General features: G+C 34.2%; 17 protein-coding genes. 7 read left to right on the plus strand and 10 right to left on the minus strand.

Translation table 11 applies throughout. From position 1 onward, the window contains the following. Positions 1 to 86 precede the first annotated feature (86 nt). Positions 87 to 2,768 carry a DNA gyrase/topoisomerase IV subunit A gene (locus tag BLV64_RS08785; protein WP_092134138.1) on the plus strand — a complete coding sequence of 894 codons (2,682 nt, stop codon included), beginning with the start codon at positions 87 to 89 and terminating at the stop codon, positions 2,766 to 2,768. 175 nt (positions 2,769 to 2,943) lie between these two features. Here the strand turns inward: BLV64_RS08785 and BLV64_RS08790 are convergent, their stop codons facing one another. After that, entirely contained in the window at positions 2,944 to 3,315 is a 372-nt protein-coding gene (locus BLV64_RS08790; protein WP_092134140.1) for a DNA topoisomerase IV, read from the minus strand. Between the two features lie 142 nt (positions 3,316 to 3,457). After that, positions 3,458 to 3,886 (minus strand): helix-turn-helix domain-containing protein, encoded by a 429-nt coding sequence (locus tag BLV64_RS08795; protein ID WP_092134142.1) that lies wholly within the window; start codon positions 3,884 to 3,886, stop codon positions 3,458 to 3,460. A 303-nt stretch (positions 3,887 to 4,189) separates the two neighbouring features. Here BLV64_RS08795 and BLV64_RS08800 point away from each other — a divergent pair, with 303 nt between their 5' ends. Together BLV64_RS08800 and BLV64_RS08805 are read left to right on the plus strand one after the other, a co-directional pair. Continuing rightward, positions 4,190 to 5,341 carry a M14 family metallopeptidase gene (locus BLV64_RS08800; protein WP_092134144.1) on the plus strand — a complete coding sequence of 384 codons (1,152 nt, stop codon included), beginning with the start codon at positions 4,190 to 4,192 and terminating at the stop codon, positions 5,339 to 5,341. Positions 5,342 to 5,405: 64 nt separating this feature from the next. Beyond that, positions 5,406 to 5,885: an Lrp/AsnC family transcriptional regulator gene (locus BLV64_RS08805; RefSeq protein WP_092134146.1), complete on the plus strand. Its 480-nt coding sequence runs from the start codon at positions 5,406 to 5,408 to the stop codon at positions 5,883 to 5,885. Positions 5,886 to 6,001: 116 nt separating this feature from the next. Here BLV64_RS08805 and BLV64_RS08810 read toward each other — a convergent pair whose 3' ends face one another. Together BLV64_RS08810 and aroB are read right to left on the minus strand one after the other, a co-directional pair. Further along, positions 6,002 to 6,301, minus strand: a complete 300-nt coding sequence (locus BLV64_RS08810) for a hypothetical protein (protein ID WP_092134148.1) — start codon at positions 6,299 to 6,301, stop codon at positions 6,002 to 6,004. Between the two features lie 93 nt (positions 6,302 to 6,394). After that, on the minus strand, positions 6,395 to 7,462 hold the full coding sequence (gene aroB, locus BLV64_RS08815) for a 3-dehydroquinate synthase (protein WP_092134150.1): 1,068 nt from the start codon (positions 7,460 to 7,462) through the stop codon (positions 6,395 to 6,397). Positions 7,463 to 7,560: 98 nt separating this feature from the next. Here aroB and BLV64_RS08820 point away from each other — a divergent pair, with 98 nt between their 5' ends. Beyond that, positions 7,561 to 8,736 carry a proline dehydrogenase family protein gene (locus BLV64_RS08820; RefSeq protein ID WP_092134152.1) on the plus strand — a complete coding sequence of 392 codons (1,176 nt, stop codon included), beginning with the start codon at positions 7,561 to 7,563 and terminating at the stop codon, positions 8,734 to 8,736. 78 nt (positions 8,737 to 8,814) lie between these two features. Here BLV64_RS08820 and BLV64_RS08825 read toward each other — a convergent pair whose 3' ends face one another. The 6 genes from BLV64_RS08825 to porX all read right to left on the minus strand — a co-directional run bounded on the left by BLV64_RS08825 (position 8,815) and on the right by porX (position 13,299). Beyond that, the gene (locus BLV64_RS08825) at positions 8,815 to 9,189 is read right to left on the minus strand and encodes a DUF4258 domain-containing protein (protein ID WP_092134154.1); all 375 of its coding nucleotides are present in this window, start codon (positions 9,187 to 9,189) and stop codon (positions 8,815 to 8,817) included. Between the two features lie 46 nt (positions 9,190 to 9,235). After that, positions 9,236 to 10,435, minus strand: a complete 1,200-nt coding sequence (locus BLV64_RS08830) for an alanine dehydrogenase (protein ID WP_092134156.1) — start codon at positions 10,433 to 10,435, stop codon at positions 9,236 to 9,238. Between the two features lie 65 nt (positions 10,436 to 10,500). Further along, complete coding sequence (locus tag BLV64_RS08835; protein WP_092134159.1) at positions 10,501 to 11,022, minus strand: hypothetical protein; 522 nt, start codon at positions 11,020 to 11,022, stop codon at positions 10,501 to 10,503. Next, positions 10,985 to 11,128 carry a hypothetical protein gene (locus BLV64_RS14550; protein ID WP_177165311.1) on the minus strand — a complete coding sequence of 48 codons (144 nt, stop codon included), beginning with the start codon at positions 11,126 to 11,128 and terminating at the stop codon, positions 10,985 to 10,987. Before BLV64_RS14550 ends, BLV64_RS08835 begins: the two co-directional genes overlap by 38 nt. A 166-nt stretch (positions 11,129 to 11,294) precedes the next feature. After that, entirely contained in the window at positions 11,295 to 11,720 is a 426-nt protein-coding gene (tsaE, locus tag BLV64_RS08840; protein ID WP_092134161.1) for a tRNA (adenosine(37)-N6)-threonylcarbamoyltransferase complex ATPase subunit type 1 TsaE, read from the minus strand. A 22-nt stretch (positions 11,721 to 11,742) separates the two neighbouring features. Beyond that, positions 11,743 to 13,299, minus strand: coding sequence for a T9SS response regulator signal transducer PorX (porX, locus tag BLV64_RS08845; RefSeq protein WP_092134166.1), 1,557 nt, complete (start codon positions 13,297 to 13,299; stop codon positions 11,743 to 11,745). Between the two features lie 37 nt (positions 13,300 to 13,336). Here porX and BLV64_RS08850 point away from each other — a divergent pair, with 37 nt between their 5' ends. From BLV64_RS08850 to BLV64_RS08860, 3 genes are read left to right on the plus strand one after another with little or no spacing between them, the layout of a single operon-like run. Beyond that, positions 13,337 to 14,566 (plus strand): HD domain-containing protein, encoded by a 1,230-nt coding sequence (locus tag BLV64_RS08850; RefSeq protein ID WP_092134168.1) that lies wholly within the window; start codon positions 13,337 to 13,339, stop codon positions 14,564 to 14,566. Positions 14,567 to 14,591: 25 nt separating this feature from the next. Continuing rightward, positions 14,592 to 15,620 carry a UDP-3-O-(3-hydroxymyristoyl)glucosamine N-acyltransferase gene (gene lpxD, locus BLV64_RS08855; protein WP_092134171.1) on the plus strand — a complete coding sequence of 343 codons (1,029 nt, stop codon included), beginning with the start codon at positions 14,592 to 14,594 and terminating at the stop codon, positions 15,618 to 15,620. After that, positions 15,607 to 17,013 carry a bifunctional UDP-3-O-[3-hydroxymyristoyl] N-acetylglucosamine deacetylase/3-hydroxyacyl-ACP dehydratase gene (locus BLV64_RS08860; protein WP_092134173.1) on the plus strand — a complete coding sequence of 469 codons (1,407 nt, stop codon included), beginning with the start codon at positions 15,607 to 15,609 and terminating at the stop codon, positions 17,011 to 17,013. The genes lpxD and BLV64_RS08860 overlap by 14 nt, the downstream gene beginning before the upstream one ends. The last annotated feature ends 16 nt before the right edge of the window (positions 17,014 to 17,029 follow it).

Below are 17,029 nucleotides of genomic sequence, written 5' to 3' on the forward strand. Positions count from 1 at the left end.
AAAACAGAATATAGAACTAGAGTTTAAATGAAAAATCATTTAAAACAAAACCAATAAAATTCCTCACCTACGAAGGGATACGTAATATGGCAGAAGATAACGACGACCTAATTAACGACAACTTAGAAGATTTAAACAACCAGGAGCCTCAAGAAACCATTACCCGAATTACGGGAATGTATAAAGAATGGTTTTTAGATTATGCTTCGTACGTCATTTTAGAACGTGCAGTACCCGCAATTGAAGACGGTTTTAAACCGGTTCAACGTCGTATTATGCACTCGATGAAAGACCTTGATGACGGCCGTTATAATAAAGTGGCTAATATTGTGGGGCATACCATGCAGTATCACCCACATGGGGATGCTAGTATTGCTGATGCCATGGTGCAAATCGGACAAAAAGATTTGCTAATAGACACGCAAGGAAACTGGGGTAATATTCTAACCGGTGACCGGGCAGCAGCTTCTCGTTATATTGAAGCACGAATTTCTAAATTTGGTTTAGACGTCGTTTTTAACCCTAAAATCACCCAATGGCAAGCAAGTTATGATGGGCGTCGTAAAGAGCCTATTAATCTACCAGTGATGTTCCCGCTACTTTTAGCACAGGGAGGAGAGGGAATCGCTGTGGGACTATCGACAAAAATTCTACCTCATAATTTTATAGAGCTAATCGATGCTTCCGTAAAACACTTACAAGGCAAACGATTTACGCTTCTTCCAGATTTTCCGACTGCCGGAATTGCTGATTGCTCCGATTATAACGACGGACTTCGAGGAGGTAAAGTACGTGTGAGAGCAAAAATCTCTCAATTGGACAAAACCACCTTGGTGATTTCTGAAATTCCTTTCGGAACGACGACCTCGTCTTTAATCGATTCGATATTAAAAGCGAATGATAAAGGGAAAATAAAAATTAAAAAAATTGAGGATAATACAGCTGCCGAAGTAGAGATTTTAATCCACCTACCTTCAGGATTATCTCCAGATAAAACTATCGATGCGTTATACGCCTTTACAAGTTGTGAGACCTCAATTTCACCATTAGGCTGTGTTATTGAAGATAACAAGCCTCTTTTTGTTGGTGTCACCGAAATGTTACGCCGAAGTACCGATAATACGGTCGACCTTCTAAAACAAGAGTTAGAAATTAAGCTCGGTGAGTTTGAAGAACAATGGCATTTTGCGAGCTTAGAACGTATTTTTATCGAAAATAGAATCTACCGCGATATTGAAGAAGAAGAAACTTGGGATGGGGTAATTTCTGCTATTGACAACGGACTAAAGCCACACATAGAACATCTTAAGCGCGCTATTACCGTTGATGATATTACGCGTTTAACAGAAATTCGTATTAAGAGAATTTCAAAATTTGACATCGATAAAGCACAACAAAAAATTGATGCACTAGAAGAACAAATAGCTGAAATAAAGCATCATTTAGCGCACTTAATAGATTATGCTATCGCGTACTTTACAAGACTTAAAAAAGAGTATGGTGAAGGGCGAGAGCGTAAAACAGAATTGAGAACATTTGAAGATGTCGATGCAACAAAAGTTGTTATTAGAAACACTAAACTGTACGTAAATAAGGAAGAAGGGTTTATAGGAACCTCCTTAAAACGTGATGAGTATGTTTGTGACTGTAGTGATATTGACGATATTATTGCATTTACTGCAGACGGGAAGATGATGGTTTCTAAAGTAGATTCAAAAACCTTTGTTGGTAAAGGTATTATACATGTTGCTGTTTTTAAGAAAAAAGACAAACGTACCATTTATAATATGGTGTATAAAGATGGAAGTAAAGGTCCGTCGTACATTAAACGTTTTGCCGTAACGTCTATTACTCGTGACAAAGAGTACGATTTAACAAACGGGACTAAAAACTCGAAAGTTCTTTATTTTTCTGCGAACCCTAATGGTGAAGCAGAAGTAGTGACGGTATTTTTACGCCAGGTAGGAAGTGTTAAAAAATTAAAATGGGATATCGATTTTGCAGATATCTTAATTAAAGGAAGAGCTTCTAAAGGTAACCTAGTGAGTAAACACCCTGTAAAGAAAATTGAATTAAAAGAAAAAGGAGTCTCTACATTAAAGCCAAGAAAAATATGGTACGACGATACTGTTCAGCGTTTAAATGTTGATGAACGCGGCGAATTGGTTGGTGAATTTAGAGGAGAAGACCGCATCTTAATTATTACTCAAAAAGGGATTGCAAAAACCATAATACCAGAAGTTACAACACATTTTGATAACGATATGGTTATTATGGAAAAATGGATTCCTAAAAAACCAATTTCTGCAATTTATTATGATGGTGAAAAGGAAATCTATTACGTAAAACGTTTCCTTATAGAAAATGAAAATAAAGAAGAACAGTTTATTTCTAATCACCCAAATTCCTTTTTAGAAATCGTGTCTACCGATTGGAAACCGATGGCAGAGATCGAATTTAAGAAAGAACGCGGTAAAGATCGTAAAGAAAACGAACCAGTTAACTTAGAGGAATTTATTGCTGTAAAAGGGATTACAGCGCAAGGTAATCAGCTTACTAAAGAAAAGGTTAATACTATTAACTTGTTGGATCCGATACCTTATGAAGCTCCTGAAGAAACGCCTGCGGCAGAATTGGAAGTTATTGAAGAAGAAGATGTCTCATCCTCTAAACCAACAGCTTCTAAAGAAAATAAAGACACGAAATCGGACACTGATAGTGATGATGACATTAAATTAGATGAAAATGGTCAGCCCATATTATTTTAATATGTTAGAGTGTTTTAAATGCCTATAATAAAAAAGCCCATCTTTATAAAGATGGGCTTTTTTAATACGCTATATAATCTGATGTTTTGGTCTAGCTATGAACTTTAAAATTCAATGTATAAATAGACTGTAATTAAAGTTAAGCGTATTATAAACAGTAATACACCAATGTTGATTAATCTACTTTAAAGGCTTCTCCTTTTTGTTTTGCCACTTCTCCTACATAAGAGTATTCAAAGGTATAAGAATCTGCTGTCGTTGTTATTATTTTAATATGAATGTCTTTACGCTCGGCCATACTTTTAGGATTAATAGTTCTAAAAATAACCTCACAATCATTTACCCATCGTACTTCAGAAGAATCTACTCGTGTGCCGTAGGTTTCAATTTGCAAATCATCAGTTCGAGTAATGTGCCCCACATGCTCCTTGCCATCAACTAAGTAATTAAATTTAAAATTCCCCGTCTTAAAATCCGTACAATTACGTTCAGGTTGGTTACAGCTTAAAATAAGAAATAGGGTAAAGAATAAAGCAATAGATTTCATAAAATTAAATTTTTTGTAAAGCTACAAAATGATACAATCATTTGCACACATATAGCTTTTATAAGCTAAAAATTAACGCTTATCACAGAATAATAACACCCTTCTAAGAATCGCGTATTTCATTTTATTTAAGGTATGAGTCCTAATTCTCAAAATTTGAAAAACTACCGTCTTTATAAAAAATCACAATCCGATCAATTTCTTTTTTCGAATTAGAATAATTTGTCGAAGTAGGGCGTTCATTTTGAATTTCTGGGTGCTGCGGATTTTTATCTGAGATAGGTGTTGAAAATAAATTCTCAGGTGCTGCTTCTTGAAATCCGTTTTGAACTTCATTTTTTGATTGCGCAGGAAAATGTCCTTTGCCATTCATCAACCAATACAATTCTACTTCGGGGAAGTGGGAGAGTATTTTAAGAACAAATTCTAAACTAGGCTTATTTCTCCCAGAAAGAATATGCGAAATGGTAGAACGCTGAACACCTATTTTTTCGGCAAAGGAAGAGGCACTCTCACTATAAAAATCAATCACCTTTTGAAGGCGTTTTCCAAAATCAGCATTGTTTATCATTGTAAACACGTGTTTAATACTATTATACGTTACAAATGTAAACTTATTATTTAGAAGTAGCAATATTATGTGTGTATTTATTAATTTTAACCTATAAAACACTTTAAATAACAATATATAACTAACTGAAAACAAGAAGTTTAATAAGATTAGTTTAAAGCTATTGAATTTTTCTAAATACACTGGGGTTAAACGCTTTTTAAGCAGTAACAATTGTATACAATTAACACTCAAACTCTCTTTTCCTTTGTTTACAGATGTAACAAAACAATTGTTTACCTTTGTAACACTTAAAATTTACAGATGGAAATAGATTGTATTAAATCACTCTTTTTTAAACACAAAGAGAAAGTCCTTTTTGGACGTTATATAAACAACAAGCATATTGAGCCCTTATTAAAAAGACTGTCGGAGAAATTTAAAGTTTCTGTGATTGGTCGTTCTGTAAACACTCAAAATATTTATTCTATTACTGTCGGACAAGGTCCCGTTAAGATTCTTATGTGGTCTCAAATGCACGGAAACGAATCGACAACCACGAAAGCTCTTTTTGATTTAATCAACCTTTTGGAATCCGATTCAGAGGAATCTCGTCGTCTTTTAAACCACTTTACAATGGTTATTATCCCTATTTTAAATCCAGATGGCGCTGAAGTATATACGCGTTTAAATGCTAATTTAGTAGACTTGAATCGGGATGCCCAGCAACAGTCTCAGCCCGAAAGCCGAGCTTTGAGGTTGTGTTTTAATGAATTTAAGCCTGATTTTTGTTTTAATCTGCACGGACAACGAACTATTTTTAGCGCTGGTCCTTATAATAAGGTGGCTACACTTTCATTTTTATCACCCGCTCAAGATGAGGAGCGCTCTATAACGGCGACAAGAGCTAAAGCTATGGCTGTTATTGGTAAAATGGCGGAATCATTACAAAGCGAGTTAGATGGTCAGATTGGGGTGTATGACGACTCATTTAATATAAACTGTGTAGGGGATACTTTTCAATCGCTAAATGTCCCTACTATTTTATTTGAAGCTGGACACTACCATAATGATTACGAGAGAGAGGAGGTGAGGCGATTTGTATTTCAATCCTATCTCCTGGCTTTAAACGCTATAATAACTCCTGAGGACACAGATAAAGCTGTTGAATCCTATCTTAAAATACCCCAAAATGAAAAACGTTTTTTTGATGTCCTTATAAAAAACGTCTTAATAGAGGACGACATTAAAGATATTGCGATTCAATTTGAGGAGCAATTAGTAGATGGTGCCGTTACTTTTGTGCCAAAAATTGTAAAAATTGAAAAGACTATAACCGAATATGGTCATAGAACAATAATGGGCGATAATAAGTCTGTCGTTTCCACTAACTATAGCTCTTTACAGGTTGGTGATATAGTAAATTCTTTAATTATAAACAATGAATTATTGGCATTAAAATTAGGTAATAATTAACTTTTATACTCTAATCTTTCATAAGATTATACTATTTTTGCATTATATTTAATAATTAATAGAAATGGCAAAATTTAGATTAGACGAAGTTGATCATCAAATCCTTGATATGTTGATTGATAATACACGTGTTCCTTTTACAGATATAGCTAAAAAGCTATTGATCTCTGCAGGAACAGTACATGTAAGAGTAAAAAAAATGGAGGATGCTGGTATTATTAAAGGCTCTTCATTAACAATTGATTACAAGAAGCTTGGTTATTCTTTCATAGCTTATGTTGGTATATTTTTACAGAACACTTCTCAAACAAAATTTGTTTTAGAGCGTATTAACTTGATACCGTTTGTAACCGTAGCACACGTTACGACTGGGAAGTTTAATATTTTCTGTAAAATCCGAGCTAAAGACACAGAACATGCAAAAGAAATTATCTTTATGTTAGATGACATAGATGGTGTTTACAGAACAGAAACTATGATTTCTTTAGAAGAAAGCTTAAATGATAAAAAACGTTTAATGCACGATATTTTTAGAGAATTATAAGTAGAATCGATTATCAATTCAAAAAAAAACACGCCCTTTAATGTTAATTAAAGGGCGTGTTTTTTTATATATCTACAAAAATAGGATTGTAACAGCGATTACATCAATCTATTTCTTTATTCTTCTTCGTCTTTCTTGGTGAAAAAATCATCTTCAACAACGATATGTCCGGCGTCATTAAGTTCTAGTTGATCTATATTATCATCTAAATTCGTCATGGTATAATGTAAACGGCAGCTTACCTTAACGAGATACGTGGTGTCTTCCGATTTCACTTCAATAGCTTCAATTGTTTCGTTTTTATGGTTGTCAAAAGTTATAATATCCTTATCACCATAACCGTCAGGAAACTTAGAGGTTAATAATTGTAGAACCTCTGGGGTTAATTTTTTGTAATCCACAATAACTCTTCGCATAACTACAGGTTTTAATTAATACTATGTAAGCGTATCCGCAAGTCAACTCCTTTTAAAATTACAAAAAAATACGATGCCTTTTATGATTTTATATCATTCCTTATAAAAATTAAGAGCTTTAATGATTAATTCATTATCTACTTGACAGTCTATTTTGGGTTTACCTATAGCTTCAAGGAGTACGAAATTGATGTGACCATGTTCATTCTTCTTATCATATTTTAACAACTCTATGATAGGGGCATAATCATTTTCGCTTATCTCCACAGATCCATAAATAGCTTTAATCACCTTTTTGATCATCGCATTTTCTTTCTCTGAAAAACCTGTGAGTTGGGTAGAGATAAAAGTGGCTAAAATCATACCTATAGCAACTGCATCTCCGTGTAACAAAGTAGGTTTGTCCGTCCTGCTTAAATAATAAGATTCAATAGCATGACCAAGGGTGTGGCCGAAATTTAAAGTTTTACGTAAGTTATTTTCATTAGGATCCTGTTCTACAATGTCTTTTTTTATAATTATCGACTCGTGTATTAAGTCGTCCAAATCCTCAAGTGTTAATTTAGATAAGTCTTCTAATCTACTCCAATACAGTTTATTGTGAATCAATCCATGCTTAAGCATTTCGGCTAATCCCGATCGCATTTCAAGTTGCGGCAAAGTGTTTAGGTAAGCTGTGTCCACAATGATCATTTTAGGCGTATTAAAAACCCCTATTTGATTTTTTAAAGCTCCTAAGTCAACCCCTGTTTTTCCACCTATAGACGCATCAACCATGGCTAATAAAGAGGTTGGAACATTAATAAAGTCAACACCCCTTTTAAAAGTAGATGCCACAAAACCTCCTAAATCTGTTACAACGCCACCACCTACATTTATAATTAGGCATTTACGATCAGCATTCAACTCCGAAAGGGCATTCCATACTCCAGAACAGGTGTCTATATTTTTATGTGTTTCACCAGCTTCAATTTCGATGATTTCAATCTCTTTATCGGTAGAAATTTGAGATAAAAAATGAGGCAAACAGTGGTTATGCGTGTTATTGTCGACTAAAAAAAATAATTTTGAGTAATTGCTTGTTTTTAAAAACGCATTTAATTTATCATAACCATCTGTATTAAAGTGAATTGTATAGTCTTGAGTTGTAATTGAAGTCATTTTTTAAATAATTTAAATAGAGTGTGAAAATAAGGTCTTTTTATAAAATTATTAGTGCCGAGTAAGTATATTTGCAAAATATCTTATTGGAAAATAAAATGAGTCAAGTTAAAATTTTTGAAAACACAGAAGTTGCATTTTCTTTAAAGAGTGATTCTCAATTAGAACGTGCTTATTTTCTGTTTAAAATGATTTCTAGCCAACCTTTAGTAAGAATAGGGGCAGCGGCTACGAATTTTGCATTAAAGGCAAATTTACCGGTAGAAGGGTTGATTAGAGCAACCGTTTTTGATCACTTTTGTGGTGGTGTAAATGAGGAAGATTGCTTGGAAGTCATAGAAAATATGTACACCAAAGGCGTGAGTTCTGTTTTAGACTATTCGGTAGAAGGTAAAGAGGAGGAGGAGCAGTTTGATGAAGCGACCTTAAAGCTTCTTAAAATTGTTGGTTTTTCAGATGAAAAAGAAGCTATGCCGATAGTTGTTTTTAAACCAACAGGGCTTGGTCGTTTTTACTTATACCAGAAAAAAGGAGAAGGGAAACCATTTACTGAAGCTGAAACTTTGGAATGGGGGCGTATAGTATCTCGTTTTGATGCGATTTGTAAATTGGCAAGTGAAAAGGATGTAGAGGTTTTAATTGATGCTGAAGAAAGTTGGATGCAAGATGCTGCCGACGAGCTTGTGGAGCAAATGATGTCTATATACAATAGAGAGAAACCTATGGTGTATAACACCCTTCAAACGTATAGATGGGATCGTTTGGATTATCTAAAAGAACAACACGAACGCGCTAAAAAAGAAGGCTATAAGTTGGGCTTTAAAATTGTTCGCGGCGCCTATATGGAGAAAGAACGCGAGCGTGCTCACGAATTAGATTATGAGTCTCCAATTTGTAAGGATAAATATACTACAGACGTAAATTTTAATGACTGTTTAAAATATATTTTGAATAACTTAAATGATATATCGATTTTTATAGGAACCCATAACGAAGAGAGCTCATACCTAGGCATGCAGCTTATGGAAAATTTAAAAATTGACAAAAACGATAACCGTGTGTGGTTTGGGCAATTGTATGGTATGAGTGATCATATCAGTTTTAATCTTGCTGCTTTAGGTTATAACGTAGCGAAATACGTGCCTTTTGGACCTGTAAAAGATGTGATGCCCTATTTAATTAGACGTGCTGAAGAAAACACCTCGGTAGCAGGACAAACAAGTAGAGAGTTGTCTTTATTGAAAAAAGAAAGAAAAAGAAGAAAACTAGAATAAAAAGTTCTTCTTTTTAGATTAGAATATAAAAAAACCTCATAGTTTAAACTATGAGGTTTTTTTTATTGAGGACTATAGTTAGTTTATAAATTCAATACGTTTTAATAGGGCTTCTTTTTCGCAATTCTCTATGGTAATCGCGGCTTCTTTTTGGTTAATTTGACCTTCTATATAATATTCTCCGCAGGGTTCTTTGCGAGTGTTACTTTTAGAAAAATGAACATCTCCTTTGTGGAGTATATAATTAATTTGAATCGTATCTATACTATTTTGTTGGGCAAATAATTGAGCCTCATCGGATAGTACCAGTGTTTTAGTTCGTATATTTTTTAGTACCCGAGATTCCGGACCGTAGCTACACGATACTTTTTTTCCGTTTAAAAAAAAGGCTAAAAGTAACAAGCCTAAAGAGAATCCTCCTATGTAATAGGCTATTCTTCGAAGTAAAGACATAATGAATTATTAATTGTTTAGTAAATAGAAATTATTTACTGCAAATTTAGAATATTAAAAGGTTAATGTCACTATGTTTTAAGTCAAACCATTCCCCAACGGAACGATTTGTTAAAATCCCATGATAAAAGTACAAGCCATTTTTTAAACCTTTGTCCATTCTTATCGAATGTTCCAATCCGCCATCATCGGCAATTTTAAGTAAATAGGGAGTAAAAATATTGCTTATTGATGCCGAAGCCGTTCGAGCATAACGCGAAGGAATATTTGGTACGCAATAATGAACGATACCATGCTTTTTAAAAGTTGGTTTAGTATGTGTCGTGATTTCACTGGTTTCAAAACACCCGCCCATATCAATGCTAACATCTATAATTACAGACCCAGATTTCATTTGTTCAACCATTGCTTCGGTAACTATTACCGGTGCGCGATCTTTTCCGCGTACAGCGCCAATAGCTACATCACAACGTTTTAATGCTTTGTTTAAATATTTTGGTTGAATTGTAGAGGTGTAAATTGTTCGGCCTAAATTAGCTTGTAGACAGCGTAATTTAGTGATTGAATTATCGAAAACCTTAACATTAGCACCTAGACCGATAGCACTACGCGCTGCAAATTCTCCTACGGTACCGGCGCCCAGTATAACCACTTCAATGGGTGGTACACCACTAACATTTCCAAATAGAAGGCCATTTCCTTCACTAGCATTACTTAGTAATTCTGAGGCAATTAAAACTGATGCGGTTCCGGCAATTTCACTTAATGAGCGCACTGCTGGATAAGCGCCGTCTTCATCGCGAATAAACTCGAAAGCTAAAGCGGTAATGCGTTTACTTGCTAAAGTTTCGAAATATTTTTTTGATTGGGTTTTTAATTGTAAAGCAGATATTAAAATAGTTTGAGGATTAATTAGTTTTATTTCCTCTAGAGTAGGAGGGACAACTTTTAAAATCATCGGACAGCCATATACTTTCGCAGTATCATTACTAATTTCTGCACCGGCCTCACTGTAATCTTTATCGCTAAATTTAGATCCCAAACCTGCCCCCGTTTCTATTAATAAGCGATGTCCATTGTTTACTATCGCAGATACAGCATCTGGTGTTAGACACACCCTTTTTTCTTGAAAAGCCGTTTCCCTGGGAATTCCTATAAAAAGATTGCTTTTCTTTTTTAAAATCTCTAATGTTTCTTCTTGAGGAAGTAATTGTGATTTTGAAAAAGGAGAGTGTATTGATGACATATAACGGAGCTATAATTTATTAATAAATGAAATTACGAATAAATTTTGAATGCTCATATCTAGAATTAAAAATACTGCTTAATTTTATCAATTAAATTTTTGGGTTTAATTTTTAATTCGTCCTCTAAATCTTGAGTGGTTTTATTTACGGTGTTTATACGATCGAATAATTGGGCACGTATTAAATATATAGATGGAATAATTACGGCCATTAATGGAAGGAAGTACGTGAGTTCTAATCTATCAAAATAAGATATATCTTCATTGATAACACTAACTAACTGTATAATGTACATTATAATTGGTATCAATAAAGCGTGATACCACCAGTGCCTACAAGTGAAAAACCATATTACAAGAAAGTATAATGGCATTACCTTTCCTGTGATGGTCCAAAATGCAACTTGGGCATTCTCATAATGAACACTCGTATACTTAAAAAATAGAGTGTCCCAAACAGCTTGTTCTGGAACACTCTCGTATGCGTAAAATAGGTAAGGAGAAATCGCAATTAAAATAGCGAAAACACTCCCTAGTAAAATACTTTTTCTATCCGTTTCTCGGAATTTTGATTTTTCTTTTGTCAATTTGTGTTTGTACTTGATCGTTTAAGTCTATAATATGTGTTGCTTGAGCAGTAAATAATGTACCTCCAAAAATTGCTAGTGCTATTAAAAAATTTCTTGCTTTCATAAAATTAGGTTTTTTATTTGATTAAACTAGACTGCTAAACTATCAAATATGATCCTTCAAAAATGAGCTAAATGTTAATAAAGTGTTAAAACAAGCGTTTTTTCGATAAGTGGTTACGGCAAAAACCGTAATCGCATAAAAAAGCCTCTTTTTACACTAGTATTTTCTATAAATTATTACTTATATACTGTAATTGAAGCTTACGCTTTTCATTATTTACCCGTTCAATTGTAATCTCATAAAACCCATCTCTAAGTAATGGCTTTAATAATGATGGCCACTCTACAAACTTCCAAGAAGGCGCATCTAAATAATCTTCAATTCCGAAATCATACAGCTCATCCTCATGTTCCAAACGGTATAAATCAAAATGATAAATAGATGCGGAATCCGAGTGGTATTCGTTAACTAAAGAATACGTCGGACTACTAACGGTATCGTTGCAGCCCATCGTTTTTACTAATTCTTTTATTAAAGTCGTTTTACCTGTACCAAGATCTCCATTGAAAAGGATGATATTAGAACGCGTTGCCGTATTAATTATCTCATCTGCAACCGCTTTAAGGGATTCTAAACTATATTCAATTTCCACGAGTATCCAATTTTGTGCAAAGCTATTGTTTTGGATTTAAAACAGCAAAGGGAATGATCATTTCCTCTAAAGAAACTCCGCCATGTTGATAGGTATTTCTATAATAACTCACATAGTGATTATAATTATTAGGATAAGCAAAAAATAAATCTGTTTTCGCAAAGATAAATGCGCTATTCATCGATAAGGATGGTAGGAGTATAGTTTCTGGGTTTTTAGCAGCGAGTACATCTTTTTCTTCATAGCTTAAACTGCGACCTGTTTTATACCGTAAATTTAAACTTGTATCACGATCTCCAATAACTTTCGACGGATTCTTAACATTTATAGTACCGTGATCGGTGGTTATAATTAACTTAAAACCCATTTGCTGTGCTTGGATAATCATCTCTAAAAGTGGAGAATTTTTAAACCAACTCTGTGTTAGTGAACGATACGCTTTATCGTTGGATGCTAATTCTTTAACGACATCCATTTCTGTTTTCGAGTGGGATAACATGTCTACAAAATTATAAACCACAACGGTTAAATCATTTTCTTTTAATCCTTTAAAATTTTCGGCTAGCTTTCGGCCGGATTTCAGGTTGGTGATTTTATAGTACTCATGCTTTAGATGTGTTAACCCTAAACGCTTCATTTGAATATCTAAAAAATCCGCTTCATGTAAATTTTTCCCACCATCATCGGTGTCATTTTTCCATAAATCTGGATGAAGACGCTCCATATCTCTAGGCATCAACCCTGAGAATATCGCGTTTCTAGCATATTGAGTTGCAGAAGGTAGAATACTAAAGTAAGGGGTTTCTGATTCTTTTTTATAGTAGGTCGACACAAAAGGTTCAAAGGCTTTCCATTGGTCGTATCTTAAGTTGTCAACAACCACAAGCAGTGTAGGTTGCTCTTTACTTAATTCGGGAACGACTTTGTCTTTAAATAAATTATACGATAAGGTAGGGGCTTCAGTATTCGGTTTAAACCAAGACGGGTAATTTTTATCTATAAATTTACCAAACTGTATATTAGCTTCGTTCTTTTGCGATTCTAAAATTTCAAACATCGCCGGGTCTTCAATATCCTCTAGCTGAATTTCCCAATAAATAAGCTTTTGGTACAGCGTAACCCACTCTTCATAGGAGTTTACCATAGATAAATCCATAGCAATCTTTCTAAATTCTTGTTGGTAATTAGACGTCGTTTTTTCTGAAACTAATCGCGAATGGTCTAAATTCTTTTTTAAACTCAGTAAAATCTGATTCGGATTAACAGGTTTTATAAGGTAATCAGCAATCTTATTACCAATAGCCTCCTCCATAATATACTCCTCTTCACTTTTGGTAATCATAACCACTGGAAGGGCGTTATTTTTCTCTTTAATCTCATGTAAGGTCTCTAAACCTGTTAGGCCCGGCATGTTTTCATCTAGAAAAACAATATCGAAGGTATTACTTTCTAATACTTCTAAGGCTTCCGTACCACTTTTGCATGTCGTTACAATGTAATTTTTCTTCTCTAAAAAAAGAATATGTGGTTTTAATAAATCTATTTCGTCGTCAACCCAAAGTATATTAATAGTGTTCATGTATATTTGTTTAAATTTAATTTAAAATATTAAAAGCTTGCAGACTATTAACAAACTCAAAATATTAAACGACCCAATTTACGGATTTATTACCATACCTAATTCGATGATTTTCGATTTAATAGAGCATAAGTATTTTCAGCGGTTACGTCGTATCTCTCAAATGGGCTTATCCTATTTGGTATATCCTGGTGCTCATCACACGCGATTTCACCATGCTATAGGGTGTATGCATTTAATGCAAAAAGCGGTTAATGTACTGCGTTTTAAGGGGGTGGCAATTAGTGAAGAAGAGCAAAATGCACTTTATATTGCTATTTTATTACACGATATTGGTCACGGACCTTTTTCTCATGCTATGGAACACAGTATTGTAAATGGGGTGTCTCATGAGCATATTTCTATGTTTTTTATGCAAAAACTGAATAAGGAATTTAACGGCGATTTAACACTTGCTATTGAGATTTTTCGAGGAAAGTACAAGCGACAGTTTATGTGCCAGTTAATTTCTAGTCAAATTGATATGGATCGCGCAGATTACCTTAAGCGCGATAGTTTTTATACCGGGGTGGCCGAAGGGAATATTAATAGCGAACGTTTAATTACCATGCTCAACGTAAAAGACGACCAACTGGTTGTTGAGAATAAAGGGATTTACAGTGTCGAAAAATTCCTTACCGCAAGGCGTTTAATGTATTGGCAAGTCTATTTACATAAAACGGGAGTGGCGGCCGAACAATTGCTAATAAGAGTATTAAAAAGGGCAAAGGAGCTTACACGCCAAGGCGTAACCTTAACGGCAAGTATGCCTTTAATGTACTTTTTAAAAAACGATATTACTTTAGAACATTTTAATACAGAAGCCTTAGAGTTATTTTCAGAATTAGATGATTATGATATTGTTTCGGCAATGAAGGCCTGGCAGTATGAAGACGATTTTGTTTTGAAAAACCTCTGTGGAATGATTATTAACAGAGATTTATTAAAATGTAAATTAAAAAAGAAACCTATAAAAAAAGAATTGCTAACAAAACATCGCGAGGCCTTAATCGCAAAATACAACATCTCAAAAACAGAAGCAGATTACTTTGTGTTTTCGGGAGAGGTTTCTAATCAGGCGTTTACAGAGAAAAAGCAGCGAATAAAAATTTTACATAAAAACGGTAAAATTGAAGATATAGTTAAGGCTTCAGATCAATTAAACATAAAAGCCTTATCAAAATCGGTGACGAAATATTTTATATGTTACCCAAAGGAAAAAGTTTGATACATTTTTTCTATTTTTGTCAATCATGAAGTTTACAGCAGAACAAATAGCAGATATTTTAGAAGGCGAGGTTTCGGGGAACCCAAGCGTTGAAGTTTCTAAATTATCAAAAATTGAAGAAGGCGTCGAAGGAGCATTAACCTTTTTGGCAAACCCTAAATACACGTCACATATTTATAATACAAAAGCATCTATTGTAATTGTAAATAAAAGTTTTACACCCGAGAAAACGGTAACGCCCACTTTAATTAAAGTTGACGACGCCTATAAGTCATTCTCCAAACTTTTAGAATATTACAATCAGGTAAAGCTTAATAAGTTCGGAATCGAGCAACCCGTTGTGGTGCCAGAATCGACCGTAATAGGAAAAGATGTCTATATAGGTGCCTTTTCATATTTAGGTGAAAATGTGGTAATCGGTGATAATGTAAAGATTTTTCCTAATAGTTTTATCGGTGATAACGTTACAATAGGAGATAACACCATTCTGTTTTCAGGAACTAAAATATATTCAGAATGCAGTCTCGGTAAATATTGTATTATCCATTCTGGAGTTATTATAGGAGCCGATGGTTTTGGTTTTGCTCCTAATGAAAATGGTGAGTATATTAAAATACCCCAGATAGGTAATGTTATTCTTGAAGATTTTGTAGAGGTAGGAGCGGCTACAACTATAGACCGCGCAACCTTAGGTTCTACAATTATTAGAAAAGGTGTTAAGCTAGACAATCAAATTCAAATCGCTCATAATGTTGAGATTGGTAAAAACACGGTTATTGCAGCGCAAACTGGTATAGCGGGTTCTACTAAAATTGGTGAAAACTGCCAAATTGGTGGTCAAGTTGGTTTTGCGGGACATATTACAGTGGGGAATAATGTAAAAATACAGGCGCAATCTGGTATTGGTCGTAATGTAAAGGATAATGAAGTTTTACAAGGCTCTCCTGCTTTGTCTTATGCCGATTATAACAAATCTTACGTATATTTTAAAAATTTGCCTAAACTGGCAAAATCCATAAATGAACTAGAAAAAAAAGAATATGGCAATAGTTAGTACTGAAATAAAGCAAAAAACGATAAGTAAGGAAGTATCCCTTAAAGGGGTGGGCTTACATACAGGAAAAGATGTCACATTAACCTTTAAGCCTGGTCCAGTAAATTCTGGGTTTGCTTTTAAAAGAGTAGATTTAGAAGGTGCTCCTACTATAGAAGCTGATGCTAATTATGTTACAACTACACAAAGAGGTACCTGTTTAGAAAGAAATGGAGTGACTATTCAAACTTGTGAGCACGTTTTAGCGGCGTTTATAGGTTTAGATATTGATAATGCTATCATAGAACTCAATAATTCTGAGCCACCAATTATGGACGGGTCATCAAAGTATTTTGTGGAAGCTATTGAAGAGGCTGGTATTGTAGAACAAGATGCATATAGAGAAGAGTACGTGGTGAAAAACGTAATTTCTTACACCGACGAAGAATCGGGAAGTGAAATTCTTGTTATGCCAGCAAATGAATACCAAGTTACTACTATGGTGGATTTTGGAACCAAAGTATTGGGTACCCAAAATGCGACCTTAAATAACATGTCTAATTTTAAGGATGAAATAGCAAGTTCAAGAACGTTTAGTTTTTTACACGAACTTGAAATGTTATTGGAGAACGGACTGATTAAAGGAGGGGACTTGAACAACGCTATTGTATATGTAGATAAGGAATTATCTGAAGCTACGATGGAAAAGTTAAAAGTTGCTTTTAAAAAGGATTCTATTTCTGTTAAACAAAACGGTATATTAGACAACCTAACATTACACTATCCTAATGAAGCCGCAAGACATAAATTATTAGATGTCATTGGCGATTTAGCATTAATTCGTACACGAATCAGAGGTAAAGTTATAGCTAATAAACCTGGACATTTTGTAAACACCCAGTTTGCTAAAAAAATGTCTAAACTCATAAAAAACGAGCGTCGAAATAATGTGCCTGCAATCGATTTGAATCAAGAACCAGTAATGGATGTGAATCAAATTATGCAAATGTTACCGCATAGGCAACCTTTTTTGTTAATCGATAAGATTTTTGAAATTACCGATGATCGTGTTATTGGAATGAAAAATGTGACTATGAACGAGTCGTTCTTTCAAGGTCACTTTCCTGGCGCACCAGTAATGCCAGGGGTACTTATAGTGGAGGCAATGGCTCAAACAGGAGGTATTCTTGTTTTAAGTACAGTTCCTGATCCAGAAAACTACCTCACATTTTTTATGAAAATGGATAATGTGAAATTTAAACAAAAAGTAGTTCCTGGAGATACTCTAATTTTTAAATGTACCTTAATTTCACCTATACGTCGTGGTATTTGCCATATGCAAGGTTATGCTTATGCCAATGGTAAATTATGTGCTGAAGCCGAATTAATGGCGCAAATTTCAAAAGTAAAATAAAAATCAATCACAAAAA

It is taken from the genome of Bizionia paragorgiae (assembly GCF_900107625.1).
GTDB classification, from domain to species: domain Bacteria; phylum Bacteroidota; class Bacteroidia; order Flavobacteriales; family Flavobacteriaceae; genus Bizionia; species Bizionia paragorgiae.